Origin of the sequence: Stenotrophomonas sp. SXG-1 (genome assembly GCF_014083965.1) — a bacterium.
Taxonomy (GTDB): domain Bacteria; phylum Pseudomonadota; class Gammaproteobacteria; order Xanthomonadales; family Xanthomonadaceae; genus Stenotrophomonas; species Stenotrophomonas geniculata.
The window spans coordinates 3,402,734-3,423,077 of the sequence record NZ_CP046588.1 but is presented as its reverse complement, the minus strand read 5'-3'; the positions used below and the strand labels follow the sequence as shown (position 1 = coordinate 3,423,077).

The window sequence follows — 20,344 nt, the reverse complement described above, 5'->3', positions numbered from 1 at the left end:
CATTCCCCACGCCAGAACTCGCGCGGCTTCCGCGCGGCGGCGAACGGAGCGCGTCCATGAGCAGTCTGCGCGATGCGATGAGCCACGCAGCGCTGGGTTGGGTCAAGCCCGAGCTGGACGAGACCCTGCGCCAGGTGCGCAACGAGGTCGAGTACTACGCGGAAGACCCGGCCGATGCCAGCCGCATGCGCATCTGCGCCGGCTACCTGCACCAGGTGCAGGGCACCCTGCGCATGGTCGAACTGTATGCCCCGGCGATGGTGGCCGAGGAGCTTGAACAGCTGGCCAATGCCATTGGCGCCGGTGGCGTGGCCGATCGGGATGAAGCCTGCGCGACCCTGATGCGTGGCAGCGTGCTGCTGCCTGACTACCTGGAGCGCCTGCAGAACGGGCATCGCGATATTCCGATCGTGCTGATGCCGCTGCTCAACGAAATCCGTGCCGCGCGTGGCGAAGAAGGCGTGCATGACAGTGTGCTGCTGGCATTCGCACCGGACAGCGTCACCGCCACCGAGGCCGAGCTGGACCATGCCCGCGGCAGCCTGAGCGGGCGCAACCGCGAGCTGCTCGATACCGTGGGCAGTGCGGTGAAGGAAGAACTGCTGCGCATCAAGGATGCGCTGGACCTGCACCTGCGTACTGGCGGCGCGCCGGAACAGCTGCAGACCCAGGCCAACGAACTCGGTGCGGTGGCCGATACGCTGGGCATGATGGGCCTGGGCGTTGCCCGCGGCGTGGTCGTGCAGCAGCGTGATGCACTGCGTGGCGTGGTCGAAGGGCGCCAGCAGATCGACGAGAACCTGCTGCTGGATATCGCCGGGGCACTGCTGTACGTGGATGCCTCGCTGGATGACCAGGTTGCTCATCTGGGCGCCGGCGGCAGTGGCGAGGACGATCCGAGCGCGGTGGAGAACCGCCGCACGGTTGAGGTGCTGGCGCATGAGGCCATCGCCAACTTCGCCGCCGCGCGCGAGCACTTCGTCGCGTTCATTGAAACCAGCTGGAACCATGCCGAGCTGCAGGACGTGCCGCGCCTGCTGGGCGATGTCTCCGGCGCGCTGCGCATGCTGGATCTGGGCACGGCTGCCGATTACCTGCGCGGTGTGCAGCAGTACATCGAAGCCGAGCTGATCGGTCGCCAGCGCGTGCCCAGTGGCCGTCAGCTGGACACCCTGGCCGATGCCATGGCCAGCCTGGAGTACTACCTCGAAGCACTGCGCGACCGCCGCCCGGGTCGCGAGGACATTCTCGACATCACCCGCAGCAGCCTTGAAGCGCTGCGCTACTGGCCGTTGCCGGATCGCAACACGGTGGAACCTGTTGCCGCCGCGCCGATTCCGTTCGCATCGCTGCTGATCGAACGCGAGCCGGTCGCGCTGCAGGCCGAGCCGTTGCAGCCGGAGCGCATCGAGATTCCGGTGCAGCTGGCCGCGCCCGCCGCCGGCACTGTGCCGGTGCCGCTGCCGGACTTTACCTTTGATCCGCCACCGGCCACGCCTGCACCGGAGGTGGTGGACAACAGCCTGATGTTCGGTGCGCTGGGGACCGTTGCATCCGCACCGCTGTCGCTGCAGGACGACGCAGATGCGCCCTTGGTCTTCGCCGCCTCCAGCGCGCCTGCACCCGACGTGCCGCAATGGGATCTCGCACCGTTCCATTCCGACTCCGATCCGGCCGCGAGTGCCGAAGACGAGCGCAGTCCGACCTTCGCCAGCTTCGAGCCGGTCAGTTTCGAACGGGCCGAAACCGGAGTGGGATCGGCGCCGCAGTGGACACTGTCGGAGGCAGCGCCGCCGGCAGTGGCCGATGCGGCCGTGATGGCTGTCGAGGGCGACGTCGACGCCTCGGTGCCCTTCGACACCGCTGACTTTGCCGTGCCGGTGTTCGACCCGGTCGCTGCCGAGCACGATGCGGTTGCCGCCGGCGAGGACGTGGTATTCCGTTTCGACGGCGATGCACTGGACAATGCCGACGACGTGCTGTCGCTGCACGCGATGGAGACGCTGTCGCTGGACGACGACGCCGGATTGCATCCGTCGCTGGAGATCGTCGATGCCGCCACGCCCCTGCGGGTAGACGAAAGCCCTGTGGTTGCCGGAGTGGACGCCGTTCCGGCGGATGTGCCGGAGGACGTGCCCGCGCCGATGGCCGAGGTGCTGGCGCCGGCCTCCGATGCACCGGCACCGGCGGTGTCGGTGATTGATATCGACACCATCGCTCCCATCGATTTCAGCGAAGCCGACGCGCAGTTCTTTGCCGAGCTGAGCGCCGCGGCGGCCGACTTCAATCCGCAGGCCATGGCGGCTCCGCCCGCTGCGGACATCCCGGTCGTGGCTGGGACCGAGGCCGGCTTCGAGGCCGGCTTCGACGACGATGCCGAGAACATCGACGAGGACATCCGCGAGGTGTTCCTGGAAGAGTTCGACGACGAGCTGACCAACCTTGGCACGCTGCTGCCGGCATGGCGTGTGCAGCTGGACAACATGGACCGGCTGCGGCCGATCCGGCGCATCTTCCACACCCTCAAGGGCAGTGGCCGCCTGGTGGGGGCGCGCACCCTGGGCGAGTTCGCCTGGAAGATCGAAGGCATGCTCAACCGCGTGCTTGATGGCAGCCGCCCGGCCACTCCGGCCGTGCTGGCGATGGTCGATAACGCACATGCCGCGCTGCCGCAGCTGAACGCCGCGCTGCGCCATGGCCAGCGCATAAGCGTGGACCTGCAGGCGATGCAAGCCATCGCCGATCGTGTCGGCGCCGGTGAGGAAACCTATTACGTGCCGCTGCCGGTAGCGGCCGCACCGGTGGCCGAGGCCGAAGGCGAGGACGAGATCAGCCGCATCCTGGCGGCCGAAGCCATCGCGTCGGTGCAGGACGAAGCCGAGCCGGTGCCCGAGGCCGTGGGCACGCCAGCCAACATCGACAGCGTGCTGCGCGAGATCCTCGAAGCCGAAGTGGAAGTCCACCAGGCCACCCTGCAGGATTGGCTGCGCTCGGCGCAGCAGGCACCGCAGCCGGTCAGCGACGCGCTGCTGCGCGCAGTGCACACCATGAACGGCGCCTTCGCGATGACCGAAGTGCCGGAAATCACGGCGGTTACCGGCGGTGCCGAGTCCTACATCAAGCGCGCGCTGGCCGCCGACGTGGTGCCTGGCGACGAAGGCGTTGCCGCACTGGATGCGACTGCGCAGGCGATCACCGCGACCATGGAGGCGCTGCAGGCCGAACAGCCGCGCATTGTTCCGCAGGGCGCGTTGGTGCAGCGGCTGCAGGTATTGGCCGGCGAGCTGCCGGAAGCACACTGGCCGCTGTTCGCGCTGGAAGACGAGGATGAGGAGGGCGTCGAGCTGGCGGCTGATGTCGAGCCGGCATCCGAAGCCGAAGCGCCGCTGGCTGGGCTGGACGCGCTGGACGAAACCAGCATGCCGTCCGCTTTCGATGCGGAGCCCGATCTCATTGCCGAGCCGCAACTGCTTGCCGAAGATGCGCTGGAACCGGTTCCAGCTGCAGCCGAGCCGCAGCCGCTGGATGTCGCGGCCGACAGCGGCCTGGACGTGGGCGAGCTGACCGCCAGCGACGATCTTTCGCGTTACTTCGACGCCGGCTGGGCGTCGGTGCCAGGCGAAGATGAACCTGCCGTGGCGGACATCGGCACGATTGAATCGATCCAGCCGGTCGAGAGTGCGCCTGTTGTCGAAGTGGCCGACGTAGATGCCGTGCCCACGATCGCGACGGTCGAAGACGCTGATCTGACCATGGCCGACGATCTGTCGCCGTACCTCGACGCCAGTGCGCTGCCGGTGGATGACCGTGACGCGGAAGAGCTGCCGGTGTCTGCGGAAGTTGACGCGATCGACCTGAATACGTCGCTGTCCTTTGATTCGGGCCGTGGCGATGACCGCGTCATTGACGACGCTGCTGCACTGCCACTCGACAGCGGGCTGTCGAGCCTGCAGGATGAAATGGCTGTGCCGGGTTTTGCAGAACCGGTCACGCTGGCAGCCGCGCTCGAGGCCGGCCTGCACGTGATCGAGGAAGAGCAGACCCTGGACGACGACGGGCAATCGCCCGTGATCGGCCTCCAGGCCAGCGAACTCGCGCCGGGCGAGGCAGATGCCTTTGCCGAGGATGCGGACGTCGGCGGGGAGGCGGCGGTCGGTGAAGGAGAGAGCGCCGATCAGCCGTCCCCGGCGACGGTGATTGAGGAGATCACCGCGGAGCCCCCGCAGGGCAGCGCTGCTGCGGTGCGCTTCTTCGAGATGGAAGAGGCGCCGGGCCAGGGCATGGTCGAAGCCGATGCCGACGCCGATGCCGATGCCGAGATTGCAGAGGCCGAGATTGCAGAGGCCGACGTCACGCCCCGTGCGCCGCACCTCGAGCAGGCGCCTGATGCGGCCGATGCCGAAGACGGCGCCGACGCACTTGACTTCAGCGTGTACGACCGCGAGCTGGTCGATATCTTTGTCGATGAAGGCAAGGACCTGCTCGACCACTGTGATGGCCTGATCAGCGAACTGCGCGATGCACCGCAGGATCGCGAGGTGCTGGCCGGCCTGCAGCGTGACCTGCACACCCTCAAGGGGGGCGCGCGCATGGCCGGCATCAACGCCATCGGCGATCTCGGCCACAGCATCGAATCGCTGCTGGAAGCCGTCGCCGCCGGTCGCACCGAGATCGAGCGCCGTGATGTGCAGCTGCTGGAGCGTGGCTTCGATCGCCTGCACCAGCTGCTTACCCGCACCGGTGATCATCGCGTAGTGGAACCAGCGCAGGACCTGGTCGACGCGTTCGAAGTGCGTACCACCACCGATATCGCTGCGGCAGCGGCGGCCACCGTCGCGAGCGTCGCAGAAACCGACTCGGCACCGGTCGCCAGCCCGGCTCCGGCACTGCTCGATGCGCCGTTGTCGGCACCGCTGCCGGCAGAAGGCGTGGTCGATGAAGATCCGCTGGCGCGTCCGCAGCAGGAGCAGGTGCGCGTGCGCGCCGACCTGCTCGACCGCCTGGTCAACCATGCCGGTGAAGTGGCGATCTACCGCTCGCGGCTTGAACAGCAGCTGGGTGCCTTCCGTGGTGCCATGGGCGAACTGGAGCGCACCAATGCGCGACTGCGCGACCAGTTGCGCCGACTCGACCTGGAAACCGAGGCGCAGATCGTCGCCCGCTACCAGCGCGAACAGGACCAGGCCGACCAGAAATTCGATCCGCTGGAACTGGACCGCTTCTCCACCCTGCAGCAGCTCAGCCGTGCGCTGAACGAGTCGGCGGCCGACCTGGGTGGCCTGCAGGGCGTGCTTGACGATCTGTCGCGCCAGTACGATTCGCTGCTGCAGCAGCAATCGCGCGTCAGCTCCGAGCTGCAGGATGGCCTGATGCGCGCGCGCATGGTACCGTTCGACGGCCTGGTGCCGCGCCTGCGCCGCGTGGTCCGCCAGTCCGGCATGGATACCGGCAAGCAGGTCCACCTGACCCTGGAAGGTACCCACGGCGAACTGGACCGCAACGTCCTCGACCGCATGGTCGCGCCGCTGGAACACATGCTGCGCAACTCCGTGGCCCATGGCCTGGAGGCGCCGGAGCAGCGCCGCGCCGCCGGCAAGCCGGAGGAGGGCGAGATCGCCATCCGCCTGCACCGCGAAGGTTCGGAAATCGTGCTGGAAGTGGCCGATGACGGCGCCGGCCTGGACCGCGAAGCGATCCGCCGCCGCGCCATCGACCGCGGCCTGCTGGCCGCCGATGCACAGCCGAACGAGCAGGAGCTGGACAACCTGATCTTCGCGTCCGGCTTCACCACCGCCGATCAGGTCAGCCAGCTGGCCGGCCGCGGCGTGGGCATGGACGTGGTGCGCAACGAAGTGCGCCAGCTCGGCGGTTCGGTCGACATCCAGTCGGTGCGGGGCCAGGGCGTGCGCTTCACCCTGCGCCTGCCGCAGACGCTGGCCGTCACCCAGGCGGTGTTCGTGCAGATCGGCGAAACCACCTTTGCGGTGCCGGTCGCCTCGGTCAGTGGCATCGGCCGCCTGTCGCGCGAGCGTTTCGAAGCGGCCGACAGCAGCTATCGCTACAGCGGCGAGGACTATCCGCTGTACGACCTCGGCAGCCTGGTCGGGCAGGCTCCGGCGCGTGCCGACGGCCAGGACCAGGTGCCGCTGCTGCTGGTCCGCGCCGGCGACCTGCGTGCCGCCGTGGCAATCGACCAGGTGCTGGGCAACCGCGAAATCGTGGTCAAGCCGGTCGGCCTGCAGATCGCATCGGTGCCGGGCATCTACGGCGCGACCATCACCGGCGATGGCCGTGTGGTGGTGATCCTGGACGTGGCGCCGCTGGTGCGCCGCTTCCTCGCCAATCCGACACTGCCGGTACTGGCCAATGCGCCGCGCCAGGAGCGCCAGGTGCCGCTGGTGATGGTGGTGGACGACTCCCTGACCATGCGCAAGGTCACCGGCCGCATCCTCGAACGCCACAATTTCGAGGTCAGCGTTGCCCGCGACGGCGTGGAGGCGCTGGAACGCCTGGAAGAGCGCGTGCCGGACCTGATGCTGCTGGATATCGAGATGCCGCGCATGGATGGCTACGAGCTGGCCACCGCGATGCGCGCCGACCCGCGCTACAAGGATGTGCCGATCGTGATGATCACCTCGCGCAGCGGCGACAAGCACCGCCAGCGCGCCTTCGAGATTGGTGTCCAGCGCTATCTGGGCAAGCCGTACCAGGAACTGGACCTGATGCGTAACGTGTACGACCTGCTGGGGATCGCCCGTGTCCGTGAGTGAAACCCAAACGGCTCCGGCCGTTGCCCTGCTGGCCCGCCCCGGCGCGGCGCGTGAGCGCCTGCGCGAGGCGTTGTCGCACGCCGATGTACAGCTGGTGCTGGAAGATGACCCCAATACGCTGGAGGTGCGGGTCCTGCAGGAGGCGCGCCCGCAGTTCGTGGTGATCGCGCTGGAGGCCGCCATTGAGGATGCATTGGAGCGCCTGGAAGCGGTGCTGTCCGCACCGGGCCTGACCCTGGTCTTCGACGAGGCCGAGCTGGCCGCACGTCGTGATGGCTGGGAGGCTCAGCGCTGGGGCCGTCATCTGGCCGCCAAGCTGCATGGCCACCAGCAGGTGTTGCCGCCGGGGGCCGAAGAAGAACCCGGCCTGCAGCTGGAGCCGGGCCACCCGGCACCACCGCCGGCGCCGCAGGAAGAAGCGTTGCAGCCGCACCTGGACCAGGCATTGAGCTGGGCCGACGAGGTCCCTGCTGACAGCCTGTACTCGCCGCCCGCGCAGCTGCACGAACCGATCGCGCTGGAACAGGCGCTGGCGGCGTTGCAGCCGGTCGTGCCCGAGCCGCTGGAGCCGCCCGTACTGCCGTCGCTGGCAGATACCGCGCCCGCAGCAGCGCCCCTGCCGCCGGTCTCCTTCGACCACACCGCTTGGTCCCTGGTCGAAGACGGGGCCGATGCCCCGGCCGCCGCTCCGCACCACGCTGCAGTGGAGGCATCGCTGCCTTCCTTCGATACCGGTCATCTGAGCCTGGTCGACCTGGATGCCGCAGCGCCCGTGGGCGCACGCGCCGGATCGCTGCTGGTGCTGGCCGGCATCGGTGGCCCGGACGCGTTGCGTCGCCTGCTCGGCGCGCTGCCGTCTTCGCTGAGCGTGCCGGTCCTGGTGCACATGCGCCTGGATGGCGGACGCTACGGCAACCTGGTCAAGCAGATGGCACGCGTGTCGCCGTTGCCGGTGCAGCTGGCCGAAGCTGGCCAGCGTGCAACACCCGGTGAAGTGCACGTGCTGGCCGATGACATTGGCGTGCAGGCAGCCAGTGACGGCCTGCATTTCGTCAGCGACGCGCAGGGTATTTCGATTGCCGCGCTGCCGGCTGACCACACTGCGCTGGTCCTGCTCAGCGGTGCCGATCTTGCGCATGTTAGTCCGGCGCTGGATCTGGCCGCCGCCGGCGCCTGGGTGGCCGGGCAGGTCGGCGAGGGCTGCTATGACCCTGCCGCAGCCACGGCGGTGGTCGCCGCTGGCATGGTGGCGGGTGAGCCACAGGAACTGGCGCAGGCCATCGCCTCGCGCTGGGGCTCGGAAGACGATAACGGAGAGGCACCATGAGCTACGCCAGCAATGATGAAATCCGCGGCGTCCTGATCCAGGCCGGCAACGAGCGCGTACTGCTGCCCAATGCCACCGTGGCCGAAATGATGTCGCGCGTGCCGGTGCAGCCGGTCTCCGATGCGCCGCGCTGGCTGGTTGGCGAAATCGGCTGGCACGGCTGGCAGGTGCCGCTGGTGTCGTTCGCACGCCTTTCGGGGCTGGGCGAAGAGGCGGTGGCCGGCCACAACAAAGTGGTGGTGCTGAAGGCCCTGAGCGGCAACGCGCAGCGCCCCTACTATGCGCTGCTGACGCAGAATTTCCCGCAGCTGATCTCGGTGCCGCGCGACGGCCTGCTGGCCGACGCCTCCGAAGAAACCCTGCCGCAGATCGTGCACATGCGCGTGCTGCTGGGTGAGCAGAGCGCGCTGCTGCCAAACCTGGATGCACTGGAAGCCGCGCTGGATTCACTGGCGGCCTGATGGGGAATCCGCCGGGCATGGCCCGGCGCTACCACAGGTGACCCGGATTCCCGGGGTAGCGCCGGGCCATGCCCGGCGAGCGCCGCGGTCACCGGACCTGCTCCTTATCCCAGATCGCCCAACCGCGCCTGCAGTGCCGCGATCGCGGCCAGCCCCGCGGTTTCCGTGCGCAGGATGCGCGGGCCCAGCTGCAGCCCCTGGAAGCCTGCCGCCGCCAGTTGATCGCGGTCGCGCGGCGACCAGCCGCCTTCCGGGCCGATCGCGATCACGATGCCGCCTGCCGGAGCGGCCGCCAGCGTCGACAGGCGATGTGCGCCCTGCGGGTCCAGCGTCAACCGCAGCGTATCCACTGGCAGTGCCGCCGCGGCCTGCGCCAGCGACAGTGGCGAGCCCACCTGCGGAATGCGCGCGCGCCCGGACTGGCCGCAGGCCGAGGTCACCACGTTGTTCCAGTGCGCCACGCGCTTCTCCGCCCGAGCTGCATCAAGCTTCACCTCAGTGCGCTCGGCGTTGACCGGAATGATCGCCGCCACGCCCAGTTCGGTGGCCTTCTGCAGGATCAGGTCCATCTTCTCGCCGCGCGCGATGCCCTGCAGCAGAGTGATCGCCAGTGGCGATTCATTCTTGATGGCCTGCACGGCGTCGATGCGTACCTGCACCTCGCGTTTGCCGGCCACCGTCAGCGTCGCGCTGTAGTCGTGGCCATCGCCGTTGAACAGGACGCAGGTATCGCCTTCGCGCAGGCGCATCACCCGCACCAGGTGGTTGGCCGTCTCTTCCGGCAGGGTCACGGTCTGGCCGCTGTGCAGCGCCAGGTCGATGGGGCAGCGGGTCACGCGCATGCAATCGCCTCGTCAATCGCTGCCAGTGTGGTATGTGCCAGCAGCTCCAGTTGTTCGTCGTCCACGCAGTAGGGTGGCATCCAGTACAGGACGTCGCCCAGCGGGCGCAGCACCACGCCGCGCTTCAAGGCGGCCTTGTAGGCGTGCAGGCCCAGCCGCATGGCCGGGTCGAACGGCGTGCGCTTGTTACCGTCGCGCGACAGCTCGAAGGCCACCACCATGCCGGCCTGGCGCACGTCGGCCACGTGCGGATGGTCGTTGAACGGTGCCGCCAGCGTACCCATCACGGAAGCGATGCTGCGGTTGCGGGCGATCACATCGTCGTCGCGGAAGATGTCCAGCGTCGCCAGCGCGGCCGCGCAGGCCAGCGGGTTGCCGGTGTAGCTGTGCGAGTGCAGGAACGCGCGCTCGCGCGAGTCGTCAAGGAAGGCGTCGTACAGCGCCTGCGTGGCCAGCACCGCGGCCAGCGGCAGGAAGCCGCCGGTCAGGCCCTTGGACAGGCACATCAGGTCCGGCATCACCCCTGCCTGCTCGCAGGCGAACAGGGTGCCGGTGCGGCCGAAGCCGGTGGCGATCTCGTCGGCGATCATGAACGCGCCATGGGCATCGCACAGTTCGCGCACGCGCTGCAGATAGACCGGATCGTGCATGCGCATGCCGCCGGCACACTGCAGGCGCGGTTCCAGGATCACCGCGCAGATCTCGCCCGGATGCTGGTCGAACAGGGTGGCCAGGCCATCGGCGGCCTGGCGTGCGCGATCTGCTGCACTCTGGCCGGGCTCGGCCAGGTAAGCGTCGGGCGAGGGCGCGAACAGCCCTTCGGCCAGCAGCGGCGCGTAGACACGGCGATACAGCGGGATGTCACCCAGCGCCAGCGCGCCCAGGGTCTCGCCGTGGTAGCCGTTCTCCAGTGCGATGAAACGCGTGCGCCGCGATTCCCCACGGTTCTGGAAGTACTGGAAGGCCATCTTCAGGGCCACTTCCACGCCGGCCGAACCGTTGTCGGCGTAGAACACCTTGGCCAGCGGTTCGCGGCCAGGCTGGTGCGGGGCCAGGGCCAGCAGGCGTTCGGCCAGGGTAATGGCCGGCTCATGGCCGAAGCCGGCCAGCATCACCTGTTCCAGCTGCGTCGCCTGGGCGGCGATGGCGCCACCGATGCGCGGTTCGGCATGGCCGAACAGGTTGGTCCACCAGCTGCTGACCGCATCCAGATAGCGATTGCCATCGTGGTCGATCAGCCAGGCACCTTCGCCACGGGCGATCGGCACCAGCGGCAGGGTGTCCGGATGCTCGCGCATCTGCGTGCAGGGGTGCCACAGCACCTGCAGGTCGCGCTGCCGCCAATGGTGGGCCAGCGGGGAGGGGGTTGGGTCTGCTAGCATTTCGGGCTCATGAACATGTTGCTGCCTGCACATTCTATCGGCCCCGGCGCAGGCGCCGGCCGCCGCGGAGATTCCGCATGAACGATGACCGTGCCGGCCGTCGCTTGCCGATCATCCATCGGATCACCGATGAGGAGAACGGTCCCTTCCAGCGCCAGCACCTGGACCTGGAGTTCTCCAACGGCGAACGCCGCCGCTTCGAGCGCCTGGTCAGCCGTGGCCATGGTGCGGTGGTGGTGGTGCCGATGCTCGACGACGAGACCGTGCTGCTGGTACGTGAATACGCCGCAGGCATGCACCGCTACGAACTGGGCCTGGTCAAGGGCCGGATCGATGCCGGCGAGACTCCCGAGCAGGCTGCGGACCGCGAACTGAAGGAAGAGGCCGGTTACGGTGCGCGCCGGGTCGACGTGCTGCGCGCAATGACCCTTGCCCCGACCTATATGAGCCACCAGTCGTGGCTGGTGGTGGCGCGCGACCTGTACCCGGAAAAGCTGGCCGGCGACGAGCCGGAAGAACTGGAAGTTGTCCCGTGGAAGCTGGCCGAGCTGGACCAGCTGATGCTGCGTGAGGACTTCTCCGAGGGACGCTCGCTGGCGGCGCTGTTCATCGCCCGCCAGTGGCTGCAGGGATTGCGATGATCAAACTGACCACGGACCTGCGCGAGACCGCCATCGCCATCGCCCAGGAAGCCGGACAGGCCATCATGCAGGTCTATGCCGATGGCTTCGAGGTGCAGATCAAGGACGACAACAGCCCGGTCACCAGTGCCGACCTGGCGGCCAACCAGGTCATTGAACAGGGCCTGCAGCAGCTGACCCCGGACCTGCCGATCCTGTCCGAGGAATCGGCGCAGGTGGGCTGGGAGCAGCGCCGCCACTGGGGGGCCTACTGGCTGGTCGACCCGCTCGACGGCACCCGCGAGTTCGTCAAGCGCAACGGCGAGTTCAGCGTCAACATCGCGTTGATCTACCAGGGCGCACCGGCTTTCGGCGTGGTGCTGGCCCCGGTCACCGGCATCGTCTGGCATGCCATGCGCGGCGAGTTGGCCTATCGCCGGCAGGGCCTGCACGACACCGTGCTGCGCACCCGTACACCGGCCACCGCACCGTTGCGGGTTGCCGCCAGCCGTTCGCACCGCTCACCGGAGACCGAGGCGCTGCTGGCGAGGATGGGCCGCATCGAGACCATCGCGCAGGGCTCGTCGCTGAAATTCTGCCGGATCGCCGAAGGTGGCCTGGATGTCTATCCGCGGCTGGGTCCGACCTCTGAATGGGATACCGCTGCCGGCCAGTGCGTGCTGCACGCCGCCGGTGGTGCGGTACTGTCGGCCGCGACCGGCAAGCCGTTCCGCTACAACCGCCGCGAGACCCTGTTGAACGGCGATTTCATTGCCCTTGGTGATACCAGCCTGCCATGGCGTGACTGGTTGTCCGATTGACCCTGGAGGCCGCATGAGCGCGCACGACACCCCCACCACCGGCAGCGCCGCAAGCAACGAACTGGAGCGCCTGCTGGCGATCATGGCGCGCCTGCGCGATCCGCAGGGCGGCTGCCCGTGGGACCTGGAGCAGAACTTCGCGACCATCGCGCCGTACACCATCGAGGAAGCCTACGAGGTGGCCGATGCGATCGCCCGCGGCGACCTCGACGACCTGTGCGACGAGCTGGGCGACCTGTTGTTGCAGGTGGTGTTCCATGCGCGCATGGCCGAAGAGCAGGGCAGCTTCGCCTTCGCAGACGTGGCCCGCGCGATCAGCAACAAGATGCAGCGCCGCCACCCGCACGTGTTCGCCGAGGTCAGTGTCGATGATGCCGACGGGGTAATGCGTAACTGGGAGGCGATCAAGCGCGCCGAGCGCGCCGCCAAGGGCGAGCAGGACACCTCCGCGCTGGCCGGCATCTCGCGCGGCCTGCCGGAATGGCAGCGGGCAGTGAAGCTGCAGTCGCGCGCGGCCAAGGTCGGCTTCGACTGGCCGGGCCCGTTGCCGGTGCTGGACAAGGCTGCCGAGGAACTGCAGGAGCTGCGCGAGGAGTTCGAGCGCGGCGATATCGCCGGCAACAAGGCGCGCCTGCAGGAAGAACTGGGCGACCTGCTGTTCGTCTGCGCCAACCTGGCGCGCCACGCCGATATCGATCTGGGTGCGGCGCTGCGCGGGGCCAACCACAAGTTCGAACGTCGCTTCCGTGCGATGGAAGCGCAGGCCGATGCGCAGGGTGGGGCGCTGGCTGCGATGGACCTGGAGGCGCAGGAAGCGCTCTGGCAGCACGCCAAGGCGGCGGAGAAGGCGTGAAGACACTCGGCCTGTTCCTGCTGACGGCGCTTGCCGAGATCGTCGGCTGCTACCTGCCGTGGTTGTGGCTGCGCAAGGGCGGCAGCATCTGGCTGCTGCTGCCGGCGGCCGCCAGCCTGGCCCTGTTCGCCTGGCTGTTGACCCTGCATCCGACCGCCAGTGGTCGGGTCTATGCCGCCTACGGTGGCGTCTACATCGGCACCGCGCTGTTCTGGCTGTGGCTGGTCGATGGCATCCGTCCCAGCCGCTGGGACCTGTTCGGCGCCGCGCTGTGCCTGGCCGGCATGGCGGTGATCATGTTCGGGCCGCGCACCTCATCGGTGTAGGTCCGGGCAAGGCGGTTCTGTAGAGCCGAGCCCACGCTCGGCTGCTCTTCTTTCCGACCGCGCTGGCACGCGCAAGCCGAGCATGGTTCGGTGCTGCAAGGCAGCGCAGCGCCCCCCGAAAGGCGCATGATGGGCCTGACCACGGCCCCCGGAGCATGCGCATGTCCCGCTTCGCCAGCTTCCGCGAGTTCTATCCGTTCTATCTCAGCGAGCACCGCCACCCGGTATCGCGCCGGCTGCACTTCATCGGCAGCTGCGGCGTACTGCTGCTGGTCGCGGCAGCGATCCTGCGTGGGCAACCGATGCTGCTGCTGGCCGCCCTGTTCTGCGGTTACAGCTGCGCCTGGGTCGGCCATTTCTTTTTCGAGAAGAACCGCCCGGCCACCTTCCAGCACCCGCTGTACTCGTTCATGGGCGACTGGGTGATGTTCGCCGACATCCTGCGCGGGCGCGTGCCCTGGTAGCGCCGCTGTGAATGCGGCCTTCACGCGCTATGCTGGGGCCTGGACGTCATCGATAAGGAAAGCAAGATGTTCCCGACCATGTTCTTTACCGTGGTACTGGCCTTCGTGGCCGTGGTGATCCTGTTCAAGGCGGTACGGATGGTGCCCCAGGGCTACGAGTGGACCGTCGAGCGCTTCGGGCGCTACACGCACACCATGACCCCCGGCCTGCATTTCCTGATCCCGATCGTGTACGGGGTGGGGCGCAAGGTGAACATGATGGAGCAGGTGCTGGATGTGCCCAGCCAGGAAGTGATCACCAAGGACAACGCCGCCGTGCGCGTGGACGGTGTGGTGTTCTTCCAGGTCCTGGATGCCGCCAAGGCCGCCTATGAGGTGGCCAACCTGGAAGTGGCGATGATCGCCCTGGTGCAGACCAACATCCGTACCGTGATCGGTTCGATGGACCTGGACGAATCGCTCAGCCAGCGCGAGGTGATCAATGCCCAGCTGCTGAGCGTGGTCGACCATGCCACCAATCCCTGGGGCGTGAAGGTCAACCGCATCGAGATTCGCGACATCCAGCCGCCGCGCGATCTGCTGGACGCGATGGCGCGGCAGATGAAGGCCGAGCGCGAAAAGCGCGCGCAGATCCTCGAGGCAGAGGGTTCACGCCAGTCGGAGATCCTGCGCGCCGATGGCGAAAAGCAGGCGACCGTGCTGGAGGCCGAAGGCCGTCGCGAAGCTGCATTCCGCGATGCCGAGGCGCGCGAGCGCCTGGCCGAGGCCGAAGCGATGGCGACCAAGGTGGTGTCGGCGGCGATTGCCGAGGGTGACGTGCAGGCGATCAACTACTTTGTTGCGCAGAAGTACGTGGAAGCGTTCAAGGAACTGGCCAGTTCGCCGAACCAGAAGCTGGTGCTGATGCCGATGGAGGCCAGTGGCGTGATCGGTTCGATCGCGGGCGTGGCCGAACTGGCGAAGCAGGCGCTGGCCAGCCAGGACAACAAGGCCGCCGGCAAGCGGCCGCCGCCGCTCGGAGGCTGACATGCGTTGGGAAGTCGTCGGTTGGGGCGCGTTGGCGCTGCTGCTGTTCGCGGCAGAGGCGTTGGCACCTGGCGCGTTCATGCTGTGGATCGGCATCGGCGCAGCGGCGGTGTTCGTATTGGTTGCGGTGTTCAGTGACATTCCGCTGTTGTGGCAGGTGATCGCTTTCGTCCTGCTGAGTGTGGTCTCGATCCAGTGCTACCGGCGCTGGGGGCGGCCGCGGGCACGGCCCAGCGATGCGCCGTTGCTCAACCGCCGCGCCGAGCAGCTGGTCGGCCGGGAGGTGGTACTGCAGCAGGGCATCGTCGGTGGCCAGGGACGGGTCAGCATCGACGATGCGTCCTGGCAGGTGAGCGGTCCGGAGCTGCCTGCGGGTACGTGGGTGCGGGTGCGCAGCGTGCAGGGCACGGTGCTGGTGGTCGAGGACGCAGGCCGCCCCCTGTAGAGCCGAGCCCACGCTCGGCTCCCACACGAAGAGCAGCCGGGCATGGGCTCGGCTCTACAGCTCCGGCGCTGCGCTGCGGCACGCCTGTGGGCGACCGATCTGGGATAATGGGGATTCTTGTTTCCTCTGCTGCCGGACCCGGTCATGACCCAGAAGACGCTGCTCAACGATACCCACCGCGCCCTTGGCGCCAAGATGGTCGATTTCGGGGGTTGGGACATGCCCATCCACTACGGCTCGCAGCTGGACGAGCACCACCAGGTGCGTCGCGAGTCCGGTGTGTTCGACGTCAGCCACATGACGGTGGTCGACCTGCGCGGTGAGCAGGTCAAGCCGTTCCTGCGCCGCCTGCTGGCCAACTCGGTCGACAAGCTGAAGGTGACCGGCAAGGCGCTGTACTCGTGCATGCTGAACCCGCGCGGCGGCGTCATCGACGACCTGATCGTCTACTACCTGGGCGACGATTTCTTCCGCATGGTGGTCAATGCCTCCACCCGCGAGAAGGACCTGGCCTGGCTGCGCGAGCAGGCTGCGCCGTTCGGCGTCACCGTCGAGCAGCGCCCGGACCTGGCCATCCTGGCCGTGCAGGGACCGCAGGCGCGCGACATCGTGATCGGCCTGGCGCGTGATGCGGACCGTCAGGCGCTGACCAAGCTGGGCCGTTTCGCCGCCCTGCAGGTGCAGTCCGATGACGGCGTCGAACTGTTCGTCGCCCGTACCGGTTACACCGGCGAAGACGGTTTCGAGATCCTGCTGCCGCAGGACGCAGTGGTCGCGTTCTGGAACCGCCTGCTGGCGGCGGGCGTGAAGCCGGCCGGCCTCGGCGCACGCGACACGCTGCGCCTGGAAGCCGGCATGAACCTGTACGGCCAGGACATGGACGAAGAGATCAGCCCGTACGAAGCGGCGCTGGCCTGGACCGTGTCGCTGGACGAAGGCCGCGACTTCATCGGCCGCGACGTGCTGGAAGCGCAGAAGGCCGCCGGCACCGCACGCCAGATGATCGGCCTGGTGATGGACGAGAAGGGCGTGCTGCGCCACGGCCAGGCGGTGACCACCGCGGGCGGCCAGGGCGAGATCCTGTCCGGCACCTTCTCGCCGACCCTGGCCAAGGGCATCGCCTTCGCCCGCGTACCGGCCGGTGAACTCGGCGAGGTCACCGTCGACATCCGCGGCCGGCAGGTACCGGTACGCGTGGTCAAGTTCCCGTTCGTGCGCGAAGGCCAGGCCCAGCCCGGCGTGCTCGCCGACGCCTGATCCGAAACTGCCGATCGTCACTGACAGCAGTGGCGGCCGGTTGGTTACACTAGCCCCGTTTTTTCCACCCCTGCATATCTCTGGAGCAGTCCCATGAGCGAGATCCCCGGCGACCTCAAGTTCCTCAAGTCCCATGAGTGGGCCCGTGTCGAAGGCAATGGCCGTGTCACCGTCGGTATTTCCGACCACGCCCAGGGCCTGCTGGGTGACCTGGTCTACGTCGAACTGCCGGAAGTCGGCGCTGACGCAAAGGCTGGCGAGCAGATCGCCGTTGTCGAATCGGTGAAGGCCGCCTCGGACGTCTACAGCCCGATCAGCGGCAAGGTCGTCGAGGTCAACTCGGCGCTGTCCGACAAGCCGGAAACCATCAATGAAGATGCCTACGGCGAAGGCTGGATGTTCGTGGTCGAACTGACCAACGCCGAAGAGCTCAACGAACTGCTGGATCCGGACGCGTATGCCGAAGCCCTGGAAAACGACGACCACTGAGTCGTCACTTCCGGGTTCTGGAACGGCCACCTTCGGGTGGCCGTTTTTGTTTTGGTGAGTGCGTCGGACTCATGACGGCGGGTTCGCTCTGCACCCTCGGCGTGGCATCAGCCGACAGACGAACGGTGCCGATCGGCGTGCGCAGTTTTGCGCAAATCCGCGTTTCCGCCCTGCGCCGAAGCGATCAGATGTGAAAACTCTTCGCCCCCCGTTGCGGCCCCGTTGTGCTGGCGTTGGCGACGGTGCCGGTGACCATCGGCGATGCACGTGCGCTGTTGTCCAGAACATGTGCCTATCTGCGCAGAGTGCTTATTTCAAGTGTTTTTTGTTCAGAGAGCGCATCGGCGTCGTCGCATGCGACGCGCGTGCGCGCCGCTTCAATGGTCGTAGCAGGGCGCGCACGGCGGTGGTGCGGGCGGCGTCCGGGATGGCGCGGATGTGAAAATTTTTCGCGGGGGTTGTTGACAGTAAAAAAAACCGTGATTAGGTTTCGCCTCAGCAGACCTTGCCTGCCCAACCGAGTGCGCAGAATCAATCGTCCGATGCGAAGCAGCCCCTTCAAGACCACCGCGACCCTGATGACGGTGGACATGGCCCCGCTTCCCCCGGAGAAATGCAAGGCAACTCCCGTTCCGATGTCCGCTCCGCCGATCGAGGCGGGCATTGCCGCATCCGTAACGGCGCGCCTGACGCGCCGGCGGTCCCCGCACGCAGCATCCGCGGGTTTGATCCAACTGGGCGTTTCAACTCCCTATCACTGACGAGGAGCCATCCCATGGCAACCAAGAAAGCTGCGAAGAAGAAGCCCGCCGCCAAGAAAGCGGTGAAGAAGGTCGCGAAGAAGGCTGCTGCCAAGAAGGCAGTGAAGAAGGTCGCGAAGAAGGCGACCGCCAAGAAGGCAGTGAAGAAGGCTGCGAAGAAGGTCGCCAAGAAGACCACTGCGAAGAAGGCAGTGAAGAAGGCGGCGAAGAAGGTAGCCAAGAAGTCCACTGCCAAGAAGGCCGTCAAGAAGACCGCGAAGAAGGCCGTCAAGAAGGTAGCCAAGAAGGCCACCAAGAAGACTGCCAAGAAGGCAACGGCCCGCAAGCCGGCCAAGAAGGTCGCGAAGAAGGCGACTGCCAAGAAGGCCGTCAAGAAGACCGCCAAGAAGGCAGTAAAGAAGACCGCGAAGAAGGCCACCAAGAAGGCTGCCCCGAAGAAGGCAGCGAAGAAGGTTGCCAAGCGCAAGCCGGCCGCCCGCAAGAAGAAGGCCGCTCCGGTCGCTCTGCCGGCAACCCCGGCGCCGCTGATCTAAGTACTTCCCGATAGCCGCATCCTGAAACCCCCTTCCCTGGCTGCCCAGCGGGGAGGGGGTTTTTTTATGGAGCGGTTTGTAGCGTCGGGCCATGCCCGACGGCTTTTCTGACGGTCGACGCTAGCGGTGCGGCGACGGTGGAAAGCGCTCCACCAGGAAGTCCAGGAAGCTGCGCAGGCGGGTCGAGTGGTAGCGATCGTGGGCGTAGACCACGTGCATCGGCCGACCGGTCTGGCCATGCTCCGGGAACAGCTGCACCAGGCGTCCGGCGTCGACGTCGGCAGCCAGCAGCAGTGCCGACTGCAGCACGATGCCCAGCCCATGCAGCGCCGCCGTGCGCAGTGCTTCGCCGTTGTTGATCTGCAGCCGGCCGTCGGGCACACGCTCAAGCCCGCCAGCATCGACCTGCAGCCACTGCGCCAGTGCGCTGGGTTCGAAGGACAGGCATTGGTGCCGGGCAAGCGCCTGCAGGTCGGAGGGCGTACCGTGCCGGGCGAGGTATCCGGGCGATGCGCACATCATCAAGCGATACGGTGCCAGCGCACGCGCCACCAGCATGCTGCTGTCGGCCAGCGTGCCGATGCGCAGCGCCGCTTCGAAACCCTCCTCGGCGAGGTCGACCACGCGGTCGGTCAGCGTGGCTTCGACCCGGACCTCCGGATGGCGCGCCATGTACTCGGCCAGTGCCGGTACCAGCGCATGCGTGCCGAAGATCACCGGCGCACTGATGCGCAGCGTACCCGCCGGTGCCAGCTGCTGGTGCTGCGCCTGCGCATCGGTTTCTTCCACCAGGCGCAGGATCTCCCGGCAGCGGGTGTAGTAGTCCTCGCCGAAGGGCGTCATATGCTGGCGCCGGGTGGTACGGCTCAACAACTGCATGCCCAACCGTGCCTCCAATGCGCGCAGATGCTTGCCGACCATCGTCGCGGAGATATCCATCGCCGCCGCCGCTGCACTGAGGCTGCCCTTGTCCACGATCAGCACGTAGACCTGCATGCTTTCCAGCAGGTTCATCTGACACTCCGGGTGTTGAATGCTGAAACCTGCGCGGAGTTTATCAATCAGGGGTGATCAAACAGCATGTCGTGCAAGGGCTGGATTGGCCGGCCACGTGGACAGGAGAACACCATGGACTTGAATCTTGCAGGCCGTACCGCATTGGTCACGGGGGCGGGCAGTGGCATCGGTGCCGCCGTCGCCAGGCATCTGGCGGCCCAAGGCGTGCGCGTCGCCATCACGTCGCGGCAGCGCGCGCCCCTGCAGGCGCTGGCGGCGCGGATCGAAGCCGAAGGCGGCGCGGCACCGGTCATCGTGGTCGGCGATGTCACCGTCGCCGACGACGTCCGGTCCATCGCGGAGGCATCCCGGGAGGCATTGCAGCGCGTGGACATCCTGGTCAATGCCGCAGGGGGCTCCCGGCCGACCACGGTGGATGCCGATGACGAGGTCTGGGAGGAAGCGATCGCCCTGAACTTCTCCGCCGCACGACGGCTGACCCAGGTGCTGTTGCCCGGCATGCAGGCGCAGGCATGGGGACGGGTGATCAATTTCAGCGGTTCGATGGAGCCACGTTCGGTGAATGCCGCCACCGCGGCGAAGGCGGCGCTGCATCTGTGGAGCAAGGGGTTGTCGTCGGAGGTGGCCGGGCAGGGGATTACGGTGAATGCGATTGCACCGGGGCGCATCAACAGCCCGCAGATTCTTGATCGCCTGCATCCCACCGAGGAAAGCCGGCGCGAGTTCATTGCACGCAACATTCCGATCGGGCGCTTCGGCGAGCCGGACGAAGTGGCGCCGCTGGTGGCCTTCCTGGCTTCGCCGCTGGCCGGCTACATCACCGGTGCGGTGATTCCGGTGGATGGCGGCATGCACTACTTCGCGCATTAGCGCTGCGGAGCTGTAGAGCCGAGCCCATGCTCGGCTGCCTCGCGCCAGAATTCCGCTCAGCCGAGCACGGCTCGGCGCTA

The 20,344-nt window shown here is 67.4% G+C and carries 18 protein-coding genes; 14 read left to right on the top strand and 4 right to left on the bottom strand.

All coding sequences use genetic code 11. The features are described 5' to 3' along the window. Positions 1-56: 56 nt before the first annotated feature. The 3 genes from GOC52_RS15690 to GOC52_RS15680 are packed head-to-tail and all read left to right on the top strand — an operon-like array spanning position 57 to position 8,558. On the top strand, positions 57-6,770 hold the full coding sequence (locus tag GOC52_RS15690) for an Hpt domain-containing protein (protein WP_191849835.1): 6,714 nt from the start codon (positions 57-59) through the stop codon (positions 6,768-6,770). Further along, a complete protein-coding gene (locus tag GOC52_RS15685) occupies positions 6,757-8,097 on the top strand; it encodes a chemotaxis protein CheB (RefSeq protein WP_191849833.1) in 1,341 nt (446 codons plus the stop codon). Before GOC52_RS15690 ends, GOC52_RS15685 begins: the two co-directional genes overlap by 14 nt. Beyond that, the gene (locus GOC52_RS15680) at positions 8,094-8,558 is read left to right on the top strand and encodes a chemotaxis protein CheW (RefSeq protein WP_010482710.1); all 465 of its coding nucleotides are present in this window, start codon (positions 8,094-8,096) and stop codon (positions 8,556-8,558) included. The genes GOC52_RS15685 and GOC52_RS15680 overlap by 4 nt, the downstream gene beginning before the upstream one ends. 104 nt (positions 8,559-8,662) lie before the next feature. On the opposite strand, the gene GOC52_RS15675 is transcribed toward GOC52_RS15680, so the two are convergent. Together GOC52_RS15675 and bioA are read right to left on the bottom strand one after the other, a co-directional pair. Next, positions 8,663-9,400 (bottom strand): 16S rRNA (uracil(1498)-N(3))-methyltransferase, encoded by a 738-nt coding sequence (locus GOC52_RS15675; protein ID WP_043399181.1) that lies wholly within the window; start codon positions 9,398-9,400, stop codon positions 8,663-8,665. Continuing rightward, positions 9,391-10,782 carry an adenosylmethionine--8-amino-7-oxononanoate transaminase gene (gene bioA, locus GOC52_RS15670; protein WP_071306215.1) on the bottom strand — a complete coding sequence of 464 codons (1,392 nt, stop codon included), beginning with the start codon at positions 10,780-10,782 and terminating at the stop codon, positions 9,391-9,393. Before bioA ends, GOC52_RS15675 begins: the two co-directional genes overlap by 10 nt. A gap of 77 nt (positions 10,783-10,859) precedes the next feature. On the opposite strand from bioA, the gene nudE reads away from it, so the two are divergent. The 9 genes from nudE (at position 10,860) to gcvH (ending at position 17,083) form a co-directional block, all read left to right on the top strand. Beyond that, a complete protein-coding gene (gene nudE, locus GOC52_RS15665) occupies positions 10,860-11,423 on the top strand; it encodes an ADP compounds hydrolase NudE (RefSeq protein ID WP_010482713.1) in 564 nt (187 codons plus the stop codon). Further along, positions 11,420-12,223 (top strand): 3'(2'),5'-bisphosphate nucleotidase CysQ, encoded by an 804-nt coding sequence (gene cysQ / locus GOC52_RS15660; protein ID WP_010482714.1) that lies wholly within the window; start codon positions 11,420-11,422, stop codon positions 12,221-12,223. The genes nudE and cysQ overlap by 4 nt, the downstream gene beginning before the upstream one ends. Positions 12,224-12,236: 13 nt before the next feature. Continuing rightward, the gene (gene mazG / locus GOC52_RS15655) at positions 12,237-13,076 is read left to right on the top strand and encodes a nucleoside triphosphate pyrophosphohydrolase (RefSeq protein WP_191849831.1); all 840 of its coding nucleotides are present in this window, start codon (positions 12,237-12,239) and stop codon (positions 13,074-13,076) included. Next, the gene (locus GOC52_RS15650) at positions 13,073-13,402 is read left to right on the top strand and encodes a YnfA family protein (protein WP_010482716.1); all 330 of its coding nucleotides are present in this window, start codon (positions 13,073-13,075) and stop codon (positions 13,400-13,402) included. The genes mazG and GOC52_RS15650 overlap by 4 nt, the downstream gene beginning before the upstream one ends. Positions 13,403-13,563: 161 nt before the next feature. Then, positions 13,564-13,866, top strand: coding sequence for a DUF962 domain-containing protein (locus GOC52_RS15645; RefSeq protein ID WP_029550878.1), 303 nt, complete (start codon positions 13,564-13,566; stop codon positions 13,864-13,866). Between the two features lie 66 nt (positions 13,867-13,932). After that, positions 13,933-14,892 (top strand): SPFH domain-containing protein, encoded by a 960-nt coding sequence (locus GOC52_RS15640; protein WP_005410704.1) that lies wholly within the window; start codon positions 13,933-13,935, stop codon positions 14,890-14,892. Between the two features lies 1 nt (position 14,893). Next, positions 14,894-15,337, top strand: coding sequence for an NfeD family protein (locus tag GOC52_RS15635; protein ID WP_010482721.1), 444 nt, complete (start codon positions 14,894-14,896; stop codon positions 15,335-15,337). Between the two features lie 144 nt (positions 15,338-15,481). Next, a complete protein-coding gene (gene gcvT, locus GOC52_RS15630; RefSeq protein ID WP_010482722.1) occupies positions 15,482-16,594 on the top strand; it encodes a glycine cleavage system aminomethyltransferase GcvT in 1,113 nt (370 codons plus the stop codon). A gap of 93 nt (positions 16,595-16,687) precedes the next feature. Next, positions 16,688-17,083 (top strand): glycine cleavage system protein GcvH, encoded by a 396-nt coding sequence (gene gcvH / locus GOC52_RS15625; RefSeq protein ID WP_010482723.1) that lies wholly within the window; start codon positions 16,688-16,690, stop codon positions 17,081-17,083. A 292-nt stretch (positions 17,084-17,375) separates the two neighbouring features. Here the strand turns inward: gcvH and GOC52_RS15620 are convergent, their stop codons facing one another. Beyond that, positions 17,376-17,747: a hypothetical protein gene (locus tag GOC52_RS15620; RefSeq protein ID WP_148563093.1), complete on the bottom strand. Its 372-nt coding sequence runs from the start codon at positions 17,745-17,747 to the stop codon at positions 17,376-17,378. Between the two features lie 111 nt (positions 17,748-17,858). On the opposite strand from GOC52_RS15620, the gene GOC52_RS15615 reads away from it, so the two are divergent. Further along, positions 17,859-18,377: a hypothetical protein gene (locus tag GOC52_RS15615; protein WP_032130057.1), complete on the top strand. Its 519-nt coding sequence runs from the start codon at positions 17,859-17,861 to the stop codon at positions 18,375-18,377. A 120-nt stretch (positions 18,378-18,497) separates the two neighbouring features. Here GOC52_RS15615 and GOC52_RS15610 read toward each other — a convergent pair whose 3' ends face one another. Continuing rightward, the gene (locus GOC52_RS15610; protein WP_043399168.1) at positions 18,498-19,391 is read right to left on the bottom strand and encodes a LysR family transcriptional regulator; all 894 of its coding nucleotides are present in this window, start codon (positions 19,389-19,391) and stop codon (positions 18,498-18,500) included. 114 nt (positions 19,392-19,505) lie between these two features. Here GOC52_RS15610 and GOC52_RS15605 point away from each other — a divergent pair, with 114 nt between their 5' ends. Further along, positions 19,506-20,264 carry an SDR family NAD(P)-dependent oxidoreductase gene (locus tag GOC52_RS15605; protein WP_043399165.1) on the top strand — a complete coding sequence of 253 codons (759 nt, stop codon included), beginning with the start codon at positions 19,506-19,508 and terminating at the stop codon, positions 20,262-20,264. Positions 20,265-20,344: the final 80 nt, after the last annotated feature.

Coding starts and splice junctions, on each gene's coding strand:
- GOC52_RS15615 (WP_032130057.1), top strand. CDS start 17,859: ATGGCAACCAAGAAAGCTGCGAAGAAGAAGCCCGCCGCCAAGAAAGCG.
- gcvH (WP_010482723.1), top strand. CDS start 16,688: ATGAGCGAGATCCCCGGCGACCTCAAGTTCCTCAAGTCCCATGAGTGG.
- GOC52_RS15690 (WP_191849835.1), top strand. CDS start 57: ATGAGCAGTCTGCGCGATGCGATGAGCCACGCAGCGCTGGGTTGGGTC.
- gcvT (WP_010482722.1), top strand. CDS start 15,482: ATGACCCAGAAGACGCTGCTCAACGATACCCACCGCGCCCTTGGCGCC.
- GOC52_RS15620 (WP_148563093.1), bottom strand. CDS start 17,747: ATGCCCGCCTCGATCGGCGGAGCGGACATCGGAACGGGAGTTGCCTTG.
- GOC52_RS15640 (WP_005410704.1), top strand. CDS start 13,933: ATGTTCCCGACCATGTTCTTTACCGTGGTACTGGCCTTCGTGGCCGTG.
- mazG (WP_191849831.1), top strand. CDS start 12,237: ATGAGCGCGCACGACACCCCCACCACCGGCAGCGCCGCAAGCAACGAA.
- GOC52_RS15680 (WP_010482710.1), top strand. CDS start 8,094: ATGAGCTACGCCAGCAATGATGAAATCCGCGGCGTCCTGATCCAGGCC.
- GOC52_RS15645 (WP_029550878.1), top strand. CDS start 13,564: ATGTCCCGCTTCGCCAGCTTCCGCGAGTTCTATCCGTTCTATCTCAGC.
- bioA (WP_071306215.1), bottom strand. CDS start 10,782: ATGCTAGCAGACCCAACCCCCTCCCCGCTGGCCCACCATTGGCGGCAG.
- GOC52_RS15610 (WP_043399168.1), bottom strand. CDS start 19,391: ATGAACCTGCTGGAAAGCATGCAGGTCTACGTGCTGATCGTGGACAAG.
- GOC52_RS15605 (WP_043399165.1), top strand. CDS start 19,506: ATGGACTTGAATCTTGCAGGCCGTACCGCATTGGTCACGGGGGCGGGC.
- cysQ (WP_010482714.1), top strand. CDS start 11,420: ATGATCAAACTGACCACGGACCTGCGCGAGACCGCCATCGCCATCGCC.
- GOC52_RS15675 (WP_043399181.1), bottom strand. CDS start 9,400: ATGCGCGTGACCCGCTGCCCCATCGACCTGGCGCTGCACAGCGGCCAG.
- GOC52_RS15635 (WP_010482721.1), top strand. CDS start 14,894: ATGCGTTGGGAAGTCGTCGGTTGGGGCGCGTTGGCGCTGCTGCTGTTC.
- nudE (WP_010482713.1), top strand. CDS start 10,860: ATGAACGATGACCGTGCCGGCCGTCGCTTGCCGATCATCCATCGGATC.